General features: G+C 41.4%; 11 protein-coding genes. 2 read left to right on the top strand and 9 right to left on the bottom strand.

The window, feature by feature from the left end:
- Nucleotides 1–215 precede the first annotated feature (215 nt).
- The 9 genes from ABD960_RS03130 to ABD960_RS03090 form a co-directional block, all read right to left on the bottom strand.
- On the bottom strand, nt 216–1,331 hold the full coding sequence (locus ABD960_RS03130) for a FecR domain-containing protein (protein ID WP_345329428.1): 1,116 nt from the start codon (nt 1,329–1,331) through the stop codon (nt 216–218).
- A gap of 60 nt (nt 1,332–1,391) precedes the next feature.
- A complete protein-coding gene (locus ABD960_RS03125; protein ID WP_345329427.1) occupies nt 1,392–1,784 on the bottom strand; it encodes a hypothetical protein in 393 nt (130 codons plus the stop codon).
- An 82-nt stretch (nt 1,785–1,866) separates the two neighbouring features.
- On the bottom strand, nt 1,867–2,439 hold the full coding sequence (locus ABD960_RS03120; protein ID WP_345329426.1) for an RNA polymerase sigma factor: 573 nt from the start codon (nt 2,437–2,439) through the stop codon (nt 1,867–1,869).
- Nucleotides 2,440–2,731: 292 nt separating this feature from the next.
- Entirely contained in the window at nt 2,732–3,826 is a 1,095-nt protein-coding gene (locus ABD960_RS03115) for a hypothetical protein (protein ID WP_345329425.1), read from the bottom strand.
- Nucleotides 3,823–4,602 carry an RNA polymerase sigma factor gene (locus ABD960_RS03110; RefSeq protein ID WP_345329424.1) on the bottom strand — a complete coding sequence of 260 codons (780 nt, stop codon included), beginning with the start codon at nt 4,600–4,602 and terminating at the stop codon, nt 3,823–3,825. Before ABD960_RS03110 ends, ABD960_RS03115 begins: the two co-directional genes overlap by 4 nt.
- A 330-nt stretch (nt 4,603–4,932) precedes the next feature.
- Nucleotides 4,933–5,622, bottom strand: a complete 690-nt coding sequence (locus ABD960_RS03105; RefSeq protein ID WP_345329423.1) for a hypothetical protein — start codon at nt 5,620–5,622, stop codon at nt 4,933–4,935.
- Complete coding sequence (locus tag ABD960_RS03100) at nt 5,619–11,378, bottom strand: DUF6443 domain-containing protein (RefSeq protein ID WP_345329422.1); 5,760 nt, start codon at nt 11,376–11,378, stop codon at nt 5,619–5,621. The genes ABD960_RS03105 and ABD960_RS03100 overlap by 4 nt, the downstream gene beginning before the upstream one ends.
- Nucleotides 11,326–14,814, bottom strand: coding sequence for a hypothetical protein (locus ABD960_RS03095; protein WP_345329421.1), 3,489 nt, complete (start codon nt 14,812–14,814; stop codon nt 11,326–11,328). The genes ABD960_RS03100 and ABD960_RS03095 overlap by 53 nt, the downstream gene beginning before the upstream one ends.
- A 52-nt stretch (nt 14,815–14,866) precedes the next feature.
- Nucleotides 14,867–16,264, bottom strand: a complete 1,398-nt coding sequence (locus ABD960_RS03090; RefSeq protein WP_345329420.1) for an AAA family ATPase — start codon at nt 16,262–16,264, stop codon at nt 14,867–14,869.
- A 557-nt stretch (nt 16,265–16,821) separates the two neighbouring features.
- Between ABD960_RS03090 and ABD960_RS03085 the strand changes: the two genes are divergently transcribed.
- Both ABD960_RS03085 and ABD960_RS03080 read left to right on the top strand, forming a co-directional pair.
- The gene (locus tag ABD960_RS03085) at nt 16,822–17,262 is read left to right on the top strand and encodes a JAB domain-containing protein (protein WP_345329419.1); all 441 of its coding nucleotides are present in this window, start codon (nt 16,822–16,824) and stop codon (nt 17,260–17,262) included.
- 297 nt (nt 17,263–17,559) lie between these two features.
- On the top strand, nt 17,560–17,754 hold the full coding sequence (locus ABD960_RS03080; RefSeq protein WP_345329418.1) for a hypothetical protein: 195 nt from the start codon (nt 17,560–17,562) through the stop codon (nt 17,752–17,754).
- Nucleotides 17,755–17,868: the final 114 nt, after the last annotated feature.

Genomic DNA, 17,868 nt, shown 5'->3' with positions numbered 1-17,868 from the left:
GTATAAAAATTCATACTTTTGTTTGAGAGGGTTAATACTTAAATAAATCTTGTCGAAGGATTTTTCCGGTTTTCCGGTGTGTTATTCCCCTAAATGGGCCGGGCAGTGTTAGCGCACTGACCGGCTTTTTATTTTAGGGTTAACTAATCTATTAACTATTACTTCTACTGTGCTTTAACCATAGGCATATCAAATTAAGGGTTTATCAATGTTCATTAGGGTTGAATGACTATCTTCTTATCTTCTATTCTGGCATTGATACCGCTTGACTGCAGGATCTTCAGCACGCCCGAAAGATTGCTTTGCCTGGAAATGCCGCCGGTGAAACTTCTTTGCGGTACGCTGCCTCTGTATTCAACATCTACGTTATACCATCTGCTTAAGCCGCGCATCATTGTTGGTATATCATTGTGATCAAAAACTGTTTTACCATTTTTCCAGGCAACTGCAGCATCTACATCTACCTCGCTTACCTGTATCTTATCTGTAGCAATAGCCTGTTCACCTGGTATCAGCAAAGTTTGATGACCATTTTTGGTCACTGTGACGCTTCCCTCTAACAGTGTTGTAACGATAGCACTTTCGTCTTTGTAAGATTTGATGTTGAAGTGGGTACCGAGTACCTGTACAGATTGTCCGTTCGACCTGACAATGAAAGGATGTTTTTTATCTTTTGCCACTTCAAAGTACGCTTCCCCATCCAGCTCAATCACTCTTTCTTTACCGGTAAAGGCAGTCGGGAATTTGAGGGTCGTTGCAGCATTCAACCAAACATGCGTGCGGTCTGGTAATACGACCTGATATTCGCCGCCCCGTGGTGTGCTGATTTCATTAATACCAACAGGCTTGGCATCAGCATGATGCTGATAGACAATTTGGCCTTTTGTATTTTTGGTTATGGTAGCTTGGCTTTGCGTGGCAATAACGCCGTTTTTAGCATCACTGAGTATGACCTCTTGACCATCAGCCAGCTTCAGGAAAGCCTTTTGAGTTCCTGGCGGTATATCTGTTATAGTAAAGGTAAGGGCAGGTTCTTTAGCCGTCCGAGCTACCCAAAGTGCAACAATCGTACAACTCGCGATTAGCAGTACGGCAGCTGCAGCTGGCCATCTGTGAAAGTTGAATAATCTGTGTTTAGGCGGTTGCTCGATATGGCCAGCCACGACCTTCCACATCGCTGCTTTAAGTTCATTGCCTCTCTCGATCTCTTCAGAAATTTCTCCTGATGAAAGCTGGTCGGCATAAAAGCTTTCTACCAACCTCCGTTCTTCGTCAGAACATTGACCGTTTAAATATTTGTCGATAAGTTGCCTGACTTCTCTGGTGTCCATACATTTGACTTATAACCCTAAGACACGAGCCAAATGCACAGGATGTAGAAGAAGATGAAATTATAATTTAGTCATTTTCTCTGCAGCGAGTGTATCAATAGCAACAACGCCACTTTTATATATTTTTACGACCAGGTATGATTGATTCTGCAGAATATTTTTTCCGGATTTATCCTCCTTACTTATAATAGAAAATAGGTTTCCGTCATCATTTTTTTTATAAAGCATTTTTTGCTCAACTAACTTTACAGGATCGTATAAAAAAACGCTATCCACGGGCTGGCTGTTGGCCGGTCGATACTCATAAGTGTATTTATTTCCCGGAAAGGATATTAAGGTGATTTTTCTCGATGGCGTTTTGCTGGATGAATAATAGCGGTAATGCGGTGCGCCCGGGATAAGGCAGTTGGAGAAGAAAGTAATGGAAATGAGAGCAGTCGTAAAGCGTTTCATAAAGATGAATCTTTCAGGATGTTTATTTACCAGACACGCTTCGGAGCAGTCAGATGTAGAAATTTGATTAAATAAACTAAGATTAAGTAAGATGTTTCAGCATCACCGCCAGTAGAATATAACCGATGTCACTCAGCCCAGTCCTGAGCAGCCTTAACGCATTACTGGTTTGTCTCTTTACTGTACCTTCAGATATGCCTAACAATGTCGCTATCTCTTTATGTGAAAGATGCTCCTTGCGGCTCAGTTCAAACACTTCACGCATTTTTGCAGGCAGTTTGCTGATCATCATCTCAATTGTTTCCTCCAATTCCTTTTCCAGCACATGATCCAAAACATCATTGCTATGGTCTGCTATATATAAGCCAAATAGATCGACGTAATCTGATTGTGTCTTGTGATTACGGATATAATTAAGTGTTTTAAACCGTGTACTGGCGTATAAGTAACCTGAAAGGTTACCTTGAATGGGGGCACGACTGTTCCAAACGCCTACAAACACCTCCTGCACGACGTCTTTAGCCGCGTCCTCATCCTTTAGTACCTTGAATGCCTGAATGTACAGGGTGCCCCAAAACAGATCATAGACTATAGCGAAAGCCCGCTGGTCTTTTGCATTTAGAAGTTGAATAAGTTCTGCTTCGTCAGTAATCATGGGGACTTGACTTGTAAGGGCATCCGAAATTTAAATATTAAATCAATTATTTAAAAATGATTTTACAATAATTTTACGCCACAGTTAGTTTTGGTTTTAAGGGCCTGCATTTCTATGCGGGCCCTGTCATCATAAAAAATGCCCGGTATAGAAATACCAGGCCATCCCTTTTCAATGAAAACGTGCAAGAATTTAAAAAATGTGGAACTCGCTGTATATCCTCTTCCGTGGAATTTAGTGAGTGTCGGTTGACCTCACCATAAGGCTGTACAGGCAGCCGCATCCTCAGTCGTTATTCGCTAATCACAAGTATTCCGGCTTTAGCTGCCTTATACATGATCTTTTCTTTAAAAGAATGGTAACTCCAGTTCCGTAACAAGAAAGCATCTTCCTTTGCAGCCGCCTCCTTGTCTTGCTGGTGTGTGAGCAGCAACGTGCCGGCACCATTATCCACGCAATGATCTATCAGCCTGCGGCTGTATACATGTAGTTTCTGCTGCACATAATCGTACTCAGCCTTGCTGAACCTGTCGAGTGCTTTCATTTTTCTTGCTCGTCCATGGCCACCACGGGCTGTTCCTGTTGTTTGCTGCACCCGATTCATAGCAGCCTGTATAGCCAGCCGTTGGTATAAAAATTCTTCCCGGTTGCCTATAATAAACCGCTCCCGTTGTATGGTAAGCACCAACGGATGATCAATACCCAACGATGCTTCTGCAACAACATCCGGATCGATTGTCTGAACGGGGCTGATAGCCTGGTCAGTAGTAAGGAGAAGATAGATTTTCTTTTTATAAAGCTGCAGGGCGCTTGCGCATAATTTCACCTGTCCGTTCAGAACTTGTTGGAGCAATTCAAATTTGTCATGACCATTTCCCAGATATGTTCTGAACGGTTGTTTAAAAAGACTGAAACTATAGTTTTTACCATCTTCAGTAAGGTGAAGCTTAACCAGATCACCGGCGCTAAACGGAATTGGAATATTACGCTGATAATTTCTAACCGGACGCTCACCTTTGATATAATAGTCTTTTTCCGCCGTGAAATACTTGTAAAGCTGCGTATTCAACGTAGTCAGGACACGTAAGGGCAGCGTTCCTTTAAAATGTTGTGACAGTACTTTATATACTGTATTCTGGCGCGATGTATTCAGCATGCCGTTTTCATCTTTGAGCACGTTATCCAGCTTTAGTTTGATACCTTCTGACAGGTAGAAAAAGTCTTTCAATCGTTCCTGCATATAGTAATGAGTGAAAATGTAATTCGCTGCGCGAAAGCAGGCATACTGCCATTGGTATAATGTAGTGAATATCCTCTGCACCTCCTGCGGATCCTCGCTGTTAATGATTAACTGTATTTTGCGTGTAGTAACTTGCTTAGCGTTCATAATGCACTACATTTTCTTAGTTGATGATAGGACCGCACGTATTGCCGCTGCACTTCAGTCAATGGTAGGGCGAGTGTATTTGCAATGCACTCGAAGCTTTGCTTTTGTTCATAACGGAGGCGGAAGATGGTAAGCTGGACACCTTGAAGAAACACATCATAAGCAGCCAATGAAGTTTTTCCAGGCTTCGTCTCTTCGCTCTTTACCTGTATCATCTGACGCACTTTTGCTACCGAATGTCTAATGTCAGCAGATATACCCTGCACACTTCTCCCATACCTTTCTGCAATCTTACGATAGCTATAACCTTTAGAGAAATACAGGTCAAAAATATCTTTGCTTTTTACAGGTAAATAGAGCAGTACTTTTCCTATGGCATCGAGTTGCTGTTCTTCAGTGCCTTGCTTTGGAAATGATACGGATTGACAATAACTATTCTCAAACAAGGACATATCACCGTAATAGATCGTTTTAGTACGACTGAAGCGATTAGCTGGTTTATTAAGCCAGGCATAACATTTCCAGGTAACGGTCAGCCGCAGAAAACGGTAAACATGCAATATGCTCCGCATGCGTTCACGCAACTCCCAGGCCTTTAGAAAAGCTTCCTGTACGATACAACTGGCAGTAAAATTGTCTCCCACAATTTTTGTCGCTTGTCGTATAAGTTTACCAGACGTGGCATTGTAAATGGACCTTAAGGCAGTTTCATTACCATTTGTAAACTGTACTAATACTTCGCTTTCGGACAGAGTTCCTCCAATACGCTTTTGCATAGCGCAAAATTTAAAGGTTAAAAAATAGATTAGACTAAAGCGACTAACAAAGCTCACGACCAGAGTGGTCGATTTGATAAGGCTTACCTAATGAAGGTTAAAAGCATTCAATATTTTTCACTACTCAGCTTATTGTAAAAATTCAACACCGCTAAAAACATACTGTTTTAAATAGTCTTGCAGTTTTGATGCTATATGCAACACTGACCGAATCCTTCGTACTAATAATTTTTTAATCTAAATCAAAAAGGAATGGTAATAAATCATTATGGAATTCTAAGTTTTTATAGAACTATTCATACCCTCACAATTCAAAGTTTATATTCCATCTTATTTACTTGTACAGTAAACTTGAGTACCATGATCGACAAGTTCTATCCCCGAATATTGGCGGTCTTCAAAAAGGGAAGTGGCTAGTCTTTCTGAGATGAAAATACCGCCCCCTCCGATCGGTAGCCGGAAAAGATCGAGACTTTGATCAAATTTACTGTTCAAGTAAACCGTTACTAACCCCAATAACGGATGTTTTTCTAGTGAATTCCGGTATTGATCATAGCTTTCCAAATGCAACAATTTGTCTTCGGTAATCTGCCCATTTAGTGAAGCTGTAGTTTGCTTGAAATCTATCCAATCTTTGTTAATGTAGGATAAACAAAACAATTTGTATTGCTCCACTAATTCCACACCTTTTTTATTGACAGTTGCGTCCGTTAAAAAATAGTCGTCAATGTTGAAATGGCTTATTGTTTCAAAAAAAGGCGTTCTTGCCATAAATGGGCAGTACCGTAAAAATGGTCCGAAATAAATTACATCAGTTATTTTTGACTTATCCAAAAGACTGATAAACGTTTCATTTTTTTTAATTAAACTTTTAAAAACATTGTAATCGTTGCACGTTACAAGTTCGAGATAGTCCTTTTTAGGATATTTCTTTTCATCTATCCAACCTTGACATCCTCCATTCGTTACTCCAACGATAGAAGGTTCAACTGATATTCTCAACTGTAGGTATTTCGTCATAATCTAAATCTATATGCATCATTTAAAGTTCGGTGTGTACCGTTCTTTAAAATATCATTCATTTCAAATCTAAGTTCTTTTTGTAAGCTTCTTAACCCAGGATCGGATAAAGGTCCATTTTGTAACATCGAATTTATTCTTCTTCTAACAAAGTCGTTATACTTAGGATGATTTCCATGAAAAGGCCGAGGCAGCTTTTTCAAGTTCCAAGCTCCATTTTGCTTGTAGCCGTCGGGCATAAAATGCTTAAATTCCTTATATATTTGATTGGGTATTACGTGGTGTCTTTGCACTGCTCCGAAAACGCGGCGGATAACAGCAGCCCCTGCCGCCCCCGCAGCACCCGCAGCTGTGCTTGCAGCACCCACAGCTGCAGATCCAAAGTCCGCTGCAGCATTTAAAACTTTGCCTCCGAACTTCCCTATTTTGGGCAACACTTTTGGTCCCGCGATAAGCGCGACAGCATCTTCCCAATTATGAGGATCGCTTACAAAGTCTCCGGCATCCGATAAAATTTCATCAAATTCTGTATTTTGAATGTAGCTGACACCGGCATCTATGGCATTGAATAAATTCTCAGTCGATTCAATTGGGCTTTCGATAAATTCCGCCGTGCCAACTAACCCATTCCAAAGGCTAAAAACAACGTTTGTTACAAACTTGCCCCCGGACTGTGCAATATTGTCGGTTTCCGAATACTCAAACTTGGTCGCTTTAATTTTTTCACTCCATTTCTTCTTTGGAGCACTGGCCGTTTGCCCCCGACCTGAAGATCCTGAACCAGCTGCAGCCCGGGTAACTTCGGCAGGTTGGGGAAATGATGATGGCGTGGCCAGGTGAGTTAGATTATTCAACCGGACCCCGGTGCTGGTAAGTACCATTGTTCCCCCAAGCCTGATGACACCTGCAATACGTGGCGATGAAACAACGACAACTTCTGCAAGCGGCTTAGAAGCGTTCCAGATGTATCGTACCGGTACGGGAACAGAGCCACCTGACGGGTCGATCATATTCACCGGATCATTCCCCATTCCAACATAAGGGCTTTCAAACTGATCGAAAGGGTCCGGGCTGATCCACCTGTTCAATTGCGGATCATACATCCGAAGAAAAAACTCAGTATAGCCGCTTTCTTCATCCTCTTCAGCAAAGGCCCCCTGATAGCCGTATTGATTAGGCATTTTACTTAGTGCTTTCGCACAGATAGCCTGCATTTTCAGCCCACCAGGATAATAGTGTGTTTCCTCCAATATTGCAGAACGCTCATGATTTACGACCAAATCATCAAAATAAACTGCCCGCAGAGGAATTCTACTGCTTATAAAAACAAACGCATATCCATTTTTAGGCGCCATTTGTTCCTGCATAGTTACCTGGCCGCAGTCCCTGGTTATTTGAGCAGAGCCGCCGCTAATTAACTGAAACCTCTCATCAAAAAAGAGCCAGTTTAAATAAGCTTTAGGAAGACCCGGGTTGGCATTAGCTTCCTGAGTTGTTAAAAAGTTGACAAGTGAACCGAAAGGGTCTACCAGTTCAGTATTGATACTACTAATATTATTTTTGAGCAGTGAACCGGATACAGCATTATTAAAATTACCAACCAGTATGTTTGCCAATGGAGTTAATAAAGGAACGTTGGTACTTTGATCATCCTCTGGGAAATAGGAAGATACGTTTGCACTTACTTTATCACCAGACATCACCTTTAGAAACATGTTAGGCCCTACAACACCATCGGTTGATGTTGCCAAAAGTCTGCTAACATAGTTTCCTGTTGAATTGCATTGCCAGTTTTTTGTTGTTTTTAAAACTCTGGTTGCTACTACTTCGTTCGATGAGTTTACGTTGCCGCTATTATCAACATTTCCAAAAGTGATTTCTTCATATTGTTGTACGGCCGAATTAGCCGTTTCCATTGTACATGCATGTCGCTCCTTATGAACTTCATCAGTAAGCACCATCCTTGTGCTCCCTTGATTATCTCTGACGAAATAATCAAACACACCAATCTTAGAAATGGCAGGAAATTGAATGCCGCCTGAAATTTCGAGGGCAGGTATCTGGCTGCCATAGGTATTAACAGGAGTGGTAATTCTGATTCTACCTTCTTCAAAGAGTATAAATTTCAGCTCATCCGCGGGCGATGTGGTTGTGTATTCGTAAATAAAATCCCCCAGGTATGTGGTAGTCGTTACAGTTGTTTGATTGTTGTTTGCAATGGTGGGCAATTGGGTAACAATTTTCTGAAGCTTCCCGCCACTTGCATCGTACACAAATTCGGTAATTGAAACGCCATCTTTTTTAATACGCCAGGGTTTATCTAAATAGTTCCATTCAATCGATCCAGTATTGCTCAGGTGCTTATATTCATCCTTGATCAAATTGCCGTTATCATCATATTCATAAGCATTTTGCTGGTTGTAACTACCGCCATAGAAATCTCCCATCTTGAAATCGCCAATCGCATGATCAATGACATTGTCCAACTGGTTAGTCATTATACCATTCCGATACTTATAATGATACTCAAGGTCGTCTATGATTGTACCGCCAAGCTGCCCGGGCAACTGGCTTTTTCGCTGGTAGGTTAAAATGTTTCCATTTTCATCGTAGGAAATACCCTTGACGCTGAAGTCAGCTGTTAAATTACTCCACTGTCCTGAAGGCTGATCTTTCTGCAAATAAGAAGCGCTGGCAAACCGACCGATATTATCATAACCATAATCAAATCTCCGGGTTACATTGTCGCCTTGTGTTTTCCAAACGGCTGCATTTATCTGGCCATTACGCCGACTATTCAAGAACTCTCCGCTTTTATTATCGTAATCCAGTGCTAATCCAAAATATTTGTTTCTCTGGTCATGGTCAACATTAGATAACGCATACTCTCTGTTGATGCCAGTCAACCATCCATGAATGTTATAACTATATTCTAGTGTTTCGAGGGCAGGTGTAGCGGTCCAGTAGTCCTGACCTAATGCTTTTGTTTTTATTCTACCAAATACGTCATAAAGCAGTGTCTTAACCTGTTTCCAGGAATTATTGCTACCGTATTTTCTACGTCCGTAAAGAAAGCGTCCAACCTGGTCGTAATAGTATGTACTAAAAATTTGAAAACCGTCCATCGCATGATTGGGGTATGCGTGCCGGCCAAAATCATTAATTACTTTGCCAGTAAAGTCAAACAGTTCGACGCTGATATCAAATCCACCTTTGATATTTTGGGAAATCGTTTCGAAGTTTCTTAATTGCTCATCATAAAAGATTGTTGTTGTCAGAAACCTGTCATTCCCTGGATTGTTGTCATCATGTAATTGGTCAATTACCCTTTCTTTATAACCAACGGCATGGCCATTGACCCTGAACGATAACTCTGATGTTTCAGCAATTGAAGAATATACGCCATCGAATGAATAGCCGGGATCAAAAGTTGCACTTCCAGTAAAAGAATTTTCATCATAGTAATATACCTTGTTGATTACTTCATTACTGCAGTTATTGCAACTAAACCCGCCTCCGGCAATAGGATTATAGGCCGCGACAGTTTCAGAAATGCCGGTAAATAGCGTTACATTAACCTTTCCCTGAGTAGAATTATCAACAAACGACTGGTGGCTGGATCGATTTTCCGTTGACTCAAACAAACCATTGGCTACGGGGCGATCAAATTCATCGTAAAGGCAGAAACTCCACTTAGCAAGGGCTCGCTGTTTTTGATCTTGAGTAAGCACGAGCCTATCACGGCTATCGTAAACTGAATGTATCTGACCCGCACCCGGGGAATGTTTAATTATCTGGCGACCTTTAGCATCATAATCAGCGTAAAAGCATAATTCATCTATGATGGTTGGGTTTCCAGCTAAATTCCAATTCAAGCTCCTCAGTGCTGTTACGGCACTTGGCGTAATTTCGAATCTAAAACGACCAAAGTCGTCGTATACGTAGTAGGTGCATAACCAACCATCATAGCCATCCATATCAAGATTTGGCCCCGCGTCATTTAACTGAACTTTAGAGAATATAACCTGACCACTAAAATCAATATATTGGACAGTTAATTTTTCCTGCTCATCCTTCAGTGTGATTTTGTAGAGACTGCCTTCAGCATATGTAGTACTTGTACTGGGATAGTCACCCGGTGCCGCACCGATATTCCATATACGAACGTTTTCCTGTGCCTTATTAAAGCTATAATCAACTACCGGAGCCTTATAATTTGTATTACTACCCCAGGATTCACCTGCTTCTCTTCTTTTAACCGCTCTGGATAATGGATTATTGTCAAACTCTAATTGACGAAAGGTATTGGCAGTAGGGCCTTCATTGTAATAGTTATGAAAGAAATCTATTTGTTCCGCCTTCGCATTTTCTTTAAAAAGACCAATATTAGTTTGAGAAGGATAAGATAGGTATTGCTTTTCGCTCCTGCCGGCACCATCGTACTCGATGTGGGTGACTACATCACTCCAAACGTCGATGTCACCATCAGCACTGGTTTCTTTACATATTTGTTGGATAGGGCGCAGCAATCCATCATAATAGGTAGTTCCCTGCTGCTTCTCGCCAATAGACAATGCATCAGCCTGTGCCCAACTTTTTACGCCGGGAATCTCAACACTGTTTATCCGTAGGTAATTCCTGTTCTCTGTCCAGGGGGAGTTATATATATAGTCATATGTCAGTGTATTTGAGTAGAGGGCAACACCGGCACATTCAACTCTTCTTCTAATCTTTGTGTTAATATTTACTACCGGGTGAAATTGCGAGGGCAGATCGACGCCAGTATAAATGTCTTGCCACGGTTCGCCATCATAAGAAACCTGCCATGTGTAGGTTTTAGAAGTACAAAGTCCCCCATTAGAAGGTAGCTGACCTATTTGCAGGGGTGCCGTACCTAAACCAACTTGAACTGATGCCCAGGCAAAAGAATGATTTACTGTTTGAAAATAGGGTTCTTGTGTATTATAGCTGATAGAACCCGCATCAAATTCACTCAGCTTTACAAAAGCGTAGCTAAAAAAAGTATTTCGTGCTGGCAAGGGCACGCTTCCTGTTGCTATAACTTTCGTGCGAAGTCTGTATACAGTGGTGCCTAAATAGTTCATTGAAAACGGAGTCAGGTTATAGTTTGTTGCACCAGGAATATCTGTCCACGTGATCGTATTCAGGTCAATAAATTCAGTTTTTCCCTCACCATAGTAAATACCAGGTAGGGTAGCATAAGCCCATTGGTATACAATTGTGAAAGGCATCCCGTTAGGTACAGCGCATCCTGGCGTTGCTATAACCTGTGGTGTAGCTAAATATTCTGGTTCTTGGGATAGTGGCGCAATTGTACTGCAATCTACTACAGCATTATACCAGTCAATTATGTTCACATGAATACTAAACCCTTTGTCGTTTGAGTATTTGTAAGCGACACTTCCATCACGGTCCATATTAGAGCTCAGATAACTCCATTGAACTGTTACATATATCGTCCCGTTTGCAGCATCTGCGTTTTGTTGTTGAATAACACCCCCTTTTATTATCCAGGTGCCAGGACTTCCCGCAGCCGGATAGTTAGAAGGGTCAAGATTGTAGGTATAGGAAAGTCCTTCAATTGCAACATCAGGTCCGGTGATGGACTCCTGTGCAGATGCTGAAAAACCAATAAGTGCAATCAGTAAAGCAAAGATGAATCGATTTAACATCTTCAAAAATTTATTTGGTTTTATAATGGTACTCGTAGGTTTTAATAATATTCCTTCTGTCATCTTTTACAATAACAAGTCTTCCCAAGCCATCATATTCAAAATAGCTTATGCGATTGTTGATGTCGCACTCTGCAGTTTTTCCGAATGTGGGGTCGTAGCTAGTGGTACTCATTTTTGCGCCCTTCGGGTACACCCGAAACTCATCAATGTACACACCCCTATCACCGGAAAATGTAAGGTTTGTTGAACCAGGAGCAATGTCAAATTCATAATAGGTATAGCCATTGATAGTTGGTCCAGTGCGATCTGGTGGCGCGCCGTCAAGATTTATAGCATGATCGGTTGCCCAAACTGTAAGAATGTATTGTTTATTATTTTTGACAGTAAATGAAATGCCTTCTTCTGCCGGAAAGTTATAATCACCCATAACGGTGTAGGCGTTGTTGATTTTCAAAGGCGAATAACTAATTCTTGATCCGTTGCCCATATCCATGTTATCCGGATTGTTAACGTTATCATCGATATTGTTTTCATCGCTTTCTTTTTCGAATGATGTATAAACAACTTCATCAGGACTTGCTCCAACCACATCAGCTACTATACGCCTTTTGTGATAGCCATAAATCATTGCGTGATTTCCTTCCCTGGTGTCCCTCACATTTATCAGGTCCCCCCACATATTATAAACCAAATCGCCTTCTTGCTCGAAAAATGAGTAGTTGTAAGGGTTAGCCGGATCAGGATTATCCGTAAGAGAATTTGCAACAGGTTGTGATAAATTTGTACTGTATTTTTTGACTGGCCTCAGTCTGCCACTGGAAAGAAGTTGATATTCTGTTGCTGCGGCTGAAACCATCAATTTTGTAGCACCAAGTTGAGCCTGACGCCATAAAACAGTACATAAAGGCACCCCTATAATATGATTATCTTTCATTGCGTGTATCGCAACATTTGAGTTATCATAATCATCCGAATAATAGATGCTTTTTCCTTCGATTTCACCTTTGCTATTAGAAGAGTATGTGTGAGCCAGAAGATTGTTTGAACTGTTATACTCGTAAAACACTTCCTGTTCAGATAATATGGCATTCGATGAGTTATACAGTTTAGTAAGCGTAGAACTTAGAACAGATCTACCTTTTTTCATGTTATAAAATTCTCTTTTTATCCATGTTGGATCCACATCATCGTCGTTATGTACCGGCCAATCTACGGGTCCTGACAAATAGTGATCAGCATCTATCTTACAGGAGCGAAAATTATTGTCAAGCGGTGTAGTTATAATTTGATAGGTATTCTCTGTAATACTGATAAGCGCCCCCGCACTATTATAAATAGACGTTTTGATGGGTAGGCCATACCGCCACGGTTCGTAGCGCTGCTTTGCACTATAAGGAAATTGCAAATTCTCCATCTCCTGCCAATTTGCCGGCACTGAAAATTCAGCCACAGTTTTCCCTGAATTTTGCGCGGAAACAGTGCTGTATTCTACGCGAGAGTATAAGAAAGGCAGCCTGTTTTGATTATGAAAACTGCTTAGATTTGTTATACTCATGTATGCATCATCCCATTGGTCGAAGAAGCCATAAATTGTAGGTGCAAGGCATGCTATGTAAATACCGGCAGCGAAACCTATTGGGCCTCCGGCCCAGCCAACATTTACTACTGAAAGTGTAATATTTACGAGATACCCACCTACCTTATTGATAGCATTAATTCCTGCTTTGGTAGCTTGGTCGTATAGAAAAATTCCGCCTTGGTCATAATTATCAGATTTTCTAATAGAGATTGCCCGGCCAATAGTAAAAGACCCAGTACCCTCAAAATATTTCCCGGAAGAATAGCCGTTCTCTAAAACGTACCTATACTCAGTGACCTGATTGCTTGATGTTGCTTCGTCATCAAATACGGTTATTTTCTTCACTCTTACGCCTGCAACGTAATCTTCAATTTGACCGCTGGAGAAATTATTTTGCTCGTATTCATATGTCGTTTTTCCACCAGAAGGCAGAGTTACGCTTTTTAACATACCGAAGGTTGCAGCATTCGGGAAAATTTGCCGGTGAAGGAAGTAGTTTAGAAGACCGTAAAGCTTGTTCTTATCATACGTTGTTGCTTCATCATCTACAAATCCGGATTTGTTGTAATACCCCCATTCATCAGTGCTGAAAGTATATCTAGAGGGTACAATATCTTTGGGATCTTGACTCTCTGAGCCTGTGTAATAATCAAATTGATAAGGGGGTAATGTTACACCATCAATACCTGAGACCTGTAACCCTTTAAGGCAAAGTCTTGCAAAACGTTTATCATATGCAGGATTTTGTGCAAAAGCAGTAGTAGCAACAATTTGCTTTTTATAAAAATAACTTTGTAAAAAGTCGAAACGTTTTACAATCCTGTTGCTGTACTTTAAGACAATCCCATTCAATACTTCGTCACCTGGAACATCTATTCTTATATGACCACCATAGTACAACTCCAGACTGTGTCCATCTGGAAATTGTACGCTGATCAAGCGTTTCCCCTTTACAAACGTTCTATTTTCAGTTAAGACCAATGATTTGGCAGTCTGTCCGTTTATCAATGTACTGGAAACATTTTTATCAGTAAGTACATCAATGTTCACATCCGTGTAGTTATAAATAATCCGCTCTCCGGTTAAGGCATTTGATATTTCAGTCAGGTGCCATTTTGTAACTATGTAGTTATCTGTTCGCTTACTCCTAAAAACATTGAATGTAAAATCATTATCTTTTTCCGAATATGTTTCAGTCAAGTTGACCGCATCACTTAATTCAAGGGCGTTAAACTTGTAGCGTAGACCGGTCTCATCTGTAACAATAAAGCAATTGATTTTAGTTCTTATCTTGCTTGAGGTCATGTCTGATTCTGTAAACTCTATTTTGAGTTTTGAGTCATCAAGACATTCAATAGTTCGATTTTTACCTATGACAAACTGTAAAATTCTACCGTTAAGGTTACATGAAAAAACATCCTGTTCTCTATCTGCAAGTGCCATTGGACTCTGCTTGTAGTCCAATGGACCAAAATACCACTGCTTTTTTCCAAATCTCGGTTGGATAGCAATAGACTTCGGTATGTCGTCGACTGAGTAAGGAGTGTACAAAAATCCGTCACCATAGTATTGATTAAATTGATCATCATAGGTATCCCTTTTTAATATCAAATGATTACCTGCTCCGGTATAGGGTATCGGATTATACTGGTCATCAGGTTGACCGTTTTGTATACGTTCGATTTCACCTGATGCTACCAGGTCCCATCCCAGACCCACGTTCGAAGACAGTTGACCTGCCCGGATACCTCCGCCGGCACTGTAGTTAAGTGTAATTGTAGAACTTAAGCCGGCCTTTGGATCGGAGTAGGTAAAAATTGGCAGACTATACTCCGCGCTTCCTGACTGTAATTGCACCTGGGCAGTAATTATCATACTAACTGTCAGCCCAAGTAACAATAAGACAACTTTTCTCATAGCAATAGAATTATTGTTTCGATTTTTATTTATAGTTTTTGCTTTTTTGTTTTCAAAATCCCCATCCCACCCTGAACCTGAATGCAGGTCCCTGTGGTGTCTGATTATTGTGTAATAAGTCATACAAGAAAGAGGTCTTCAGTTCCTTCTTCCCTTTGATCTTTATTTTCTTGGTAATACCGATCAGGCCGCTCTTCTGCCAGGCGTGCAGATTCTTGAGTGTAGCGCTTAAGTCGTTCATCCGCTGATTGTAGTTCAACTCATAGCCACCGCTCAGCCAGATGCTGCCCTTGATTTTTATATCGAGATAGCTTCTTAAGCCGATGCCCTCATGGGTCAGCCTGATCTTACTAAGTGGCTGTCCCCAGCCCAGGCGGTAAGCAGCGCCGATGCCAACAACGCTTTTCGCACTGATCTTATAGCCCATGTTAAGTCCGATGTCGGTAATGCTGGGCAACCACCTGTTGCTTTTCTGGCTCTGCAGGTTAACGCCATATTCCAGCCGCTGCCAGAAGCTTTTCATCTTCTCCAGGTTAGGCTTAAAATCGGGCATGTCTGCAGCATCTGCGGAATTGGAAATACCTAGTTTGATGGCCTTATCTTTTAGTGTGTTTAGTTGCGATTGTGCGACCTGCATTTGCTGGTTCAGGTATTGTTGCGGATTAATATCCATACCGCCGGTCGCACCGGTCATGCTGCCTAACCGTTGCTGCAATTGCTGTGTGACTGATGCTCTGGTTTGCAGTCCTGCAAGGCTCACAGGTGTTCCATAATTCTCCGGCACACCGAACAGCTTTGCCAGCACGCTGTTCTTTTTTAGGAAGTTCTTATACAGCCTACTGTTGCGCAGGATGGCAATGGTCTTTGCTTCCAGCTTTTTGCGGTCTTTAAGCAGGGCTTTGTACTCGTTCAACTGCTGGTTATAGTAATAAACCTGCTGCTTATAATTTTCCAGTTGCTTTGCCATCCCCAGCTCTTTTAGCTTGCCGGTGAGTTGCTGTTTGCGTTCGTTAAGTTGTTGTTTAATCGTATTGCTAACCTGTAGCTTGCTCTCGTATTGCTGTAATAGTTGCTTTGCTTCTGCCAGTTGCTTCGGGTCAGCCTTGCCTTCCAGATAACGCAGCGTGGTCTTGAGTGTATCTAATGCAGGGATGTATTCTTTGAGCTGCTGTGTGGTATCGTTGCCTTTTAGCTGCTGTTCCCATTTGTCGTAGGTAGCCGTACTGCCGGCAAAGAGTTGTTTAGCTGCGGTCGTGTCCTTTTTGCTTACCTCTACCTGTATTTTTTTTTCCTGTTTCCTGATACCTTTTAACCAATTTCCCAGACCCTTACCCGTGGTCTTGTCCAGGCTGGTGATTCTTGATTGTATGCCTTGCACGAAGCCCTTAATGTCCTTTGCAGATAGTACAGTATCGGCCTGGTCTTGTGCCTGTAAGCATCGCGCTAACATAAGCAGTGTTATAATAAGGAAAGGTCGCAATTTGGTTTAGTTGTGCCTGCATTTGGTGTGTCAAGCAGTGTGCAGCGAAAGTATCACAGGATTTTAAACAACCAAATTAAAATTTTTTTTCATGCCAATTTATAATGCTGATTTTGGACGAATAAGAAATAGTCCTAAAATATGTCAATTACATTAATTCGCTTATATACAATAAGTTATAAAAATAGTGAGGTGCTTTCTGACTTTCCAATTTGTCCGAATAAAAAATAGTTTGTTACTGATTTCTGGGTAAAATTGAAATGTTACGGCTTATTTGACAGAGTTATACAAAATGTGGTGAGTGAAGTTCAGCTTTGGCTAAATTGCCCAACTTAACTATCGGATTTGTTTAGAAAGGAATAGTCAGCCATTCATCAATCAGCCTGCAAAGTTAGGCGGCAGGCTTTTGAAGCGGCCAGTGAAATTCCGGCATAAACGCTTGCGCATTTATTCCGTTGCTTCATGGCCTTGATCGCCCGCCGCCTGTGTGACCGCATAATTGATTCATCACTTTAAATTTTACAATTATGCAAGTCTCAGAAATTCAACTGGTCTACAGGACAAAAGTTAAAGCTACAGATCGTCTGCAGGTTAGTACATCCAATGATGCTTACCAGGCATTGCTCAGCGTATGGGATATGGACACAATAGAGTTCGTGGAGCATTTCAAAATCCTTCTGTTGAACAATGCAGGGCGGGTTTTGGGATACTATCACCTGAGTAGTGGCTCAACACAAGGTTGTTTGGTTGATCCAAAACTTGTTTTTACCGCTGCACTTAAAGCGAACGCTCCAAGAATAATTTTAGCGCACAATCACCCATCAGGTAGCATCAAACCAAGCAACGGTGATAAAACTGTAACTCAGCGATTAAAAGAAGGAGGCCATCTTTTAGATATACAGATCGACGATCACCTGATTGTGACGCCGACCGCATTTTTCAGCTTTGCTGACGAAGGGCTCCTATAAGGGCCTCTTTTTAAATTCGTGCAGTCGCATAGAATTTCAAACAGTATTCTGACTGCCCATCGATCAGGCAGACAGTTTTTATCTATCTTGCAGACGATAAAAAATATTGCAGCGGTTTACACGAATCCTTTGACGGAAAATTAGGCACTTTCAAGGACAAAGGGACAAGGGTAACACGCTCGCGCTAACGCGCGGGTGCACTTTACTTTGTCCTGGCACGCCTAATGCCTCCGTCAGATAGAGATGCCCCGCGTATCTTTTTGTGATCGTGGAACCAGAACCTTCCAACCTTAGTTCATGGCTAAGCCCGATCGCTTCCCCGGCTTTTTTTACGAGGCCGCTTACATCGAGAAATATTACGCGGTGAACGGCTGGTTTTCCTTATTGCTGGCTGATGGCCGGATACATCACTTTATGCCGGAAGATCCTGATGAGTTTTTACAGTGGTTAAAAAAAAATAATGTTTTCGGAACCGAGTCTGACAACGGTTGAAAGTCCTTTTCCAGGTAGCAATTGTTGAATACTTTTTTTCACGGCTTAAGCTGTTCATTTTTAACCGCGTAACACTTTTTTTTACCATCCTGCTGTTGTTTACACCTAACCGTT

Origin of the sequence: Mucilaginibacter defluvii, assembly GCF_039543225.1 — a bacterium.
GTDB lineage: Bacteria > Bacteroidota > Bacteroidia > Sphingobacteriales > Sphingobacteriaceae > Mucilaginibacter > Mucilaginibacter defluvii.
The sequence above is the reverse complement of the archived record's forward strand: the minus strand, read 5'-3'. Positions and strand labels throughout refer to the sequence as shown.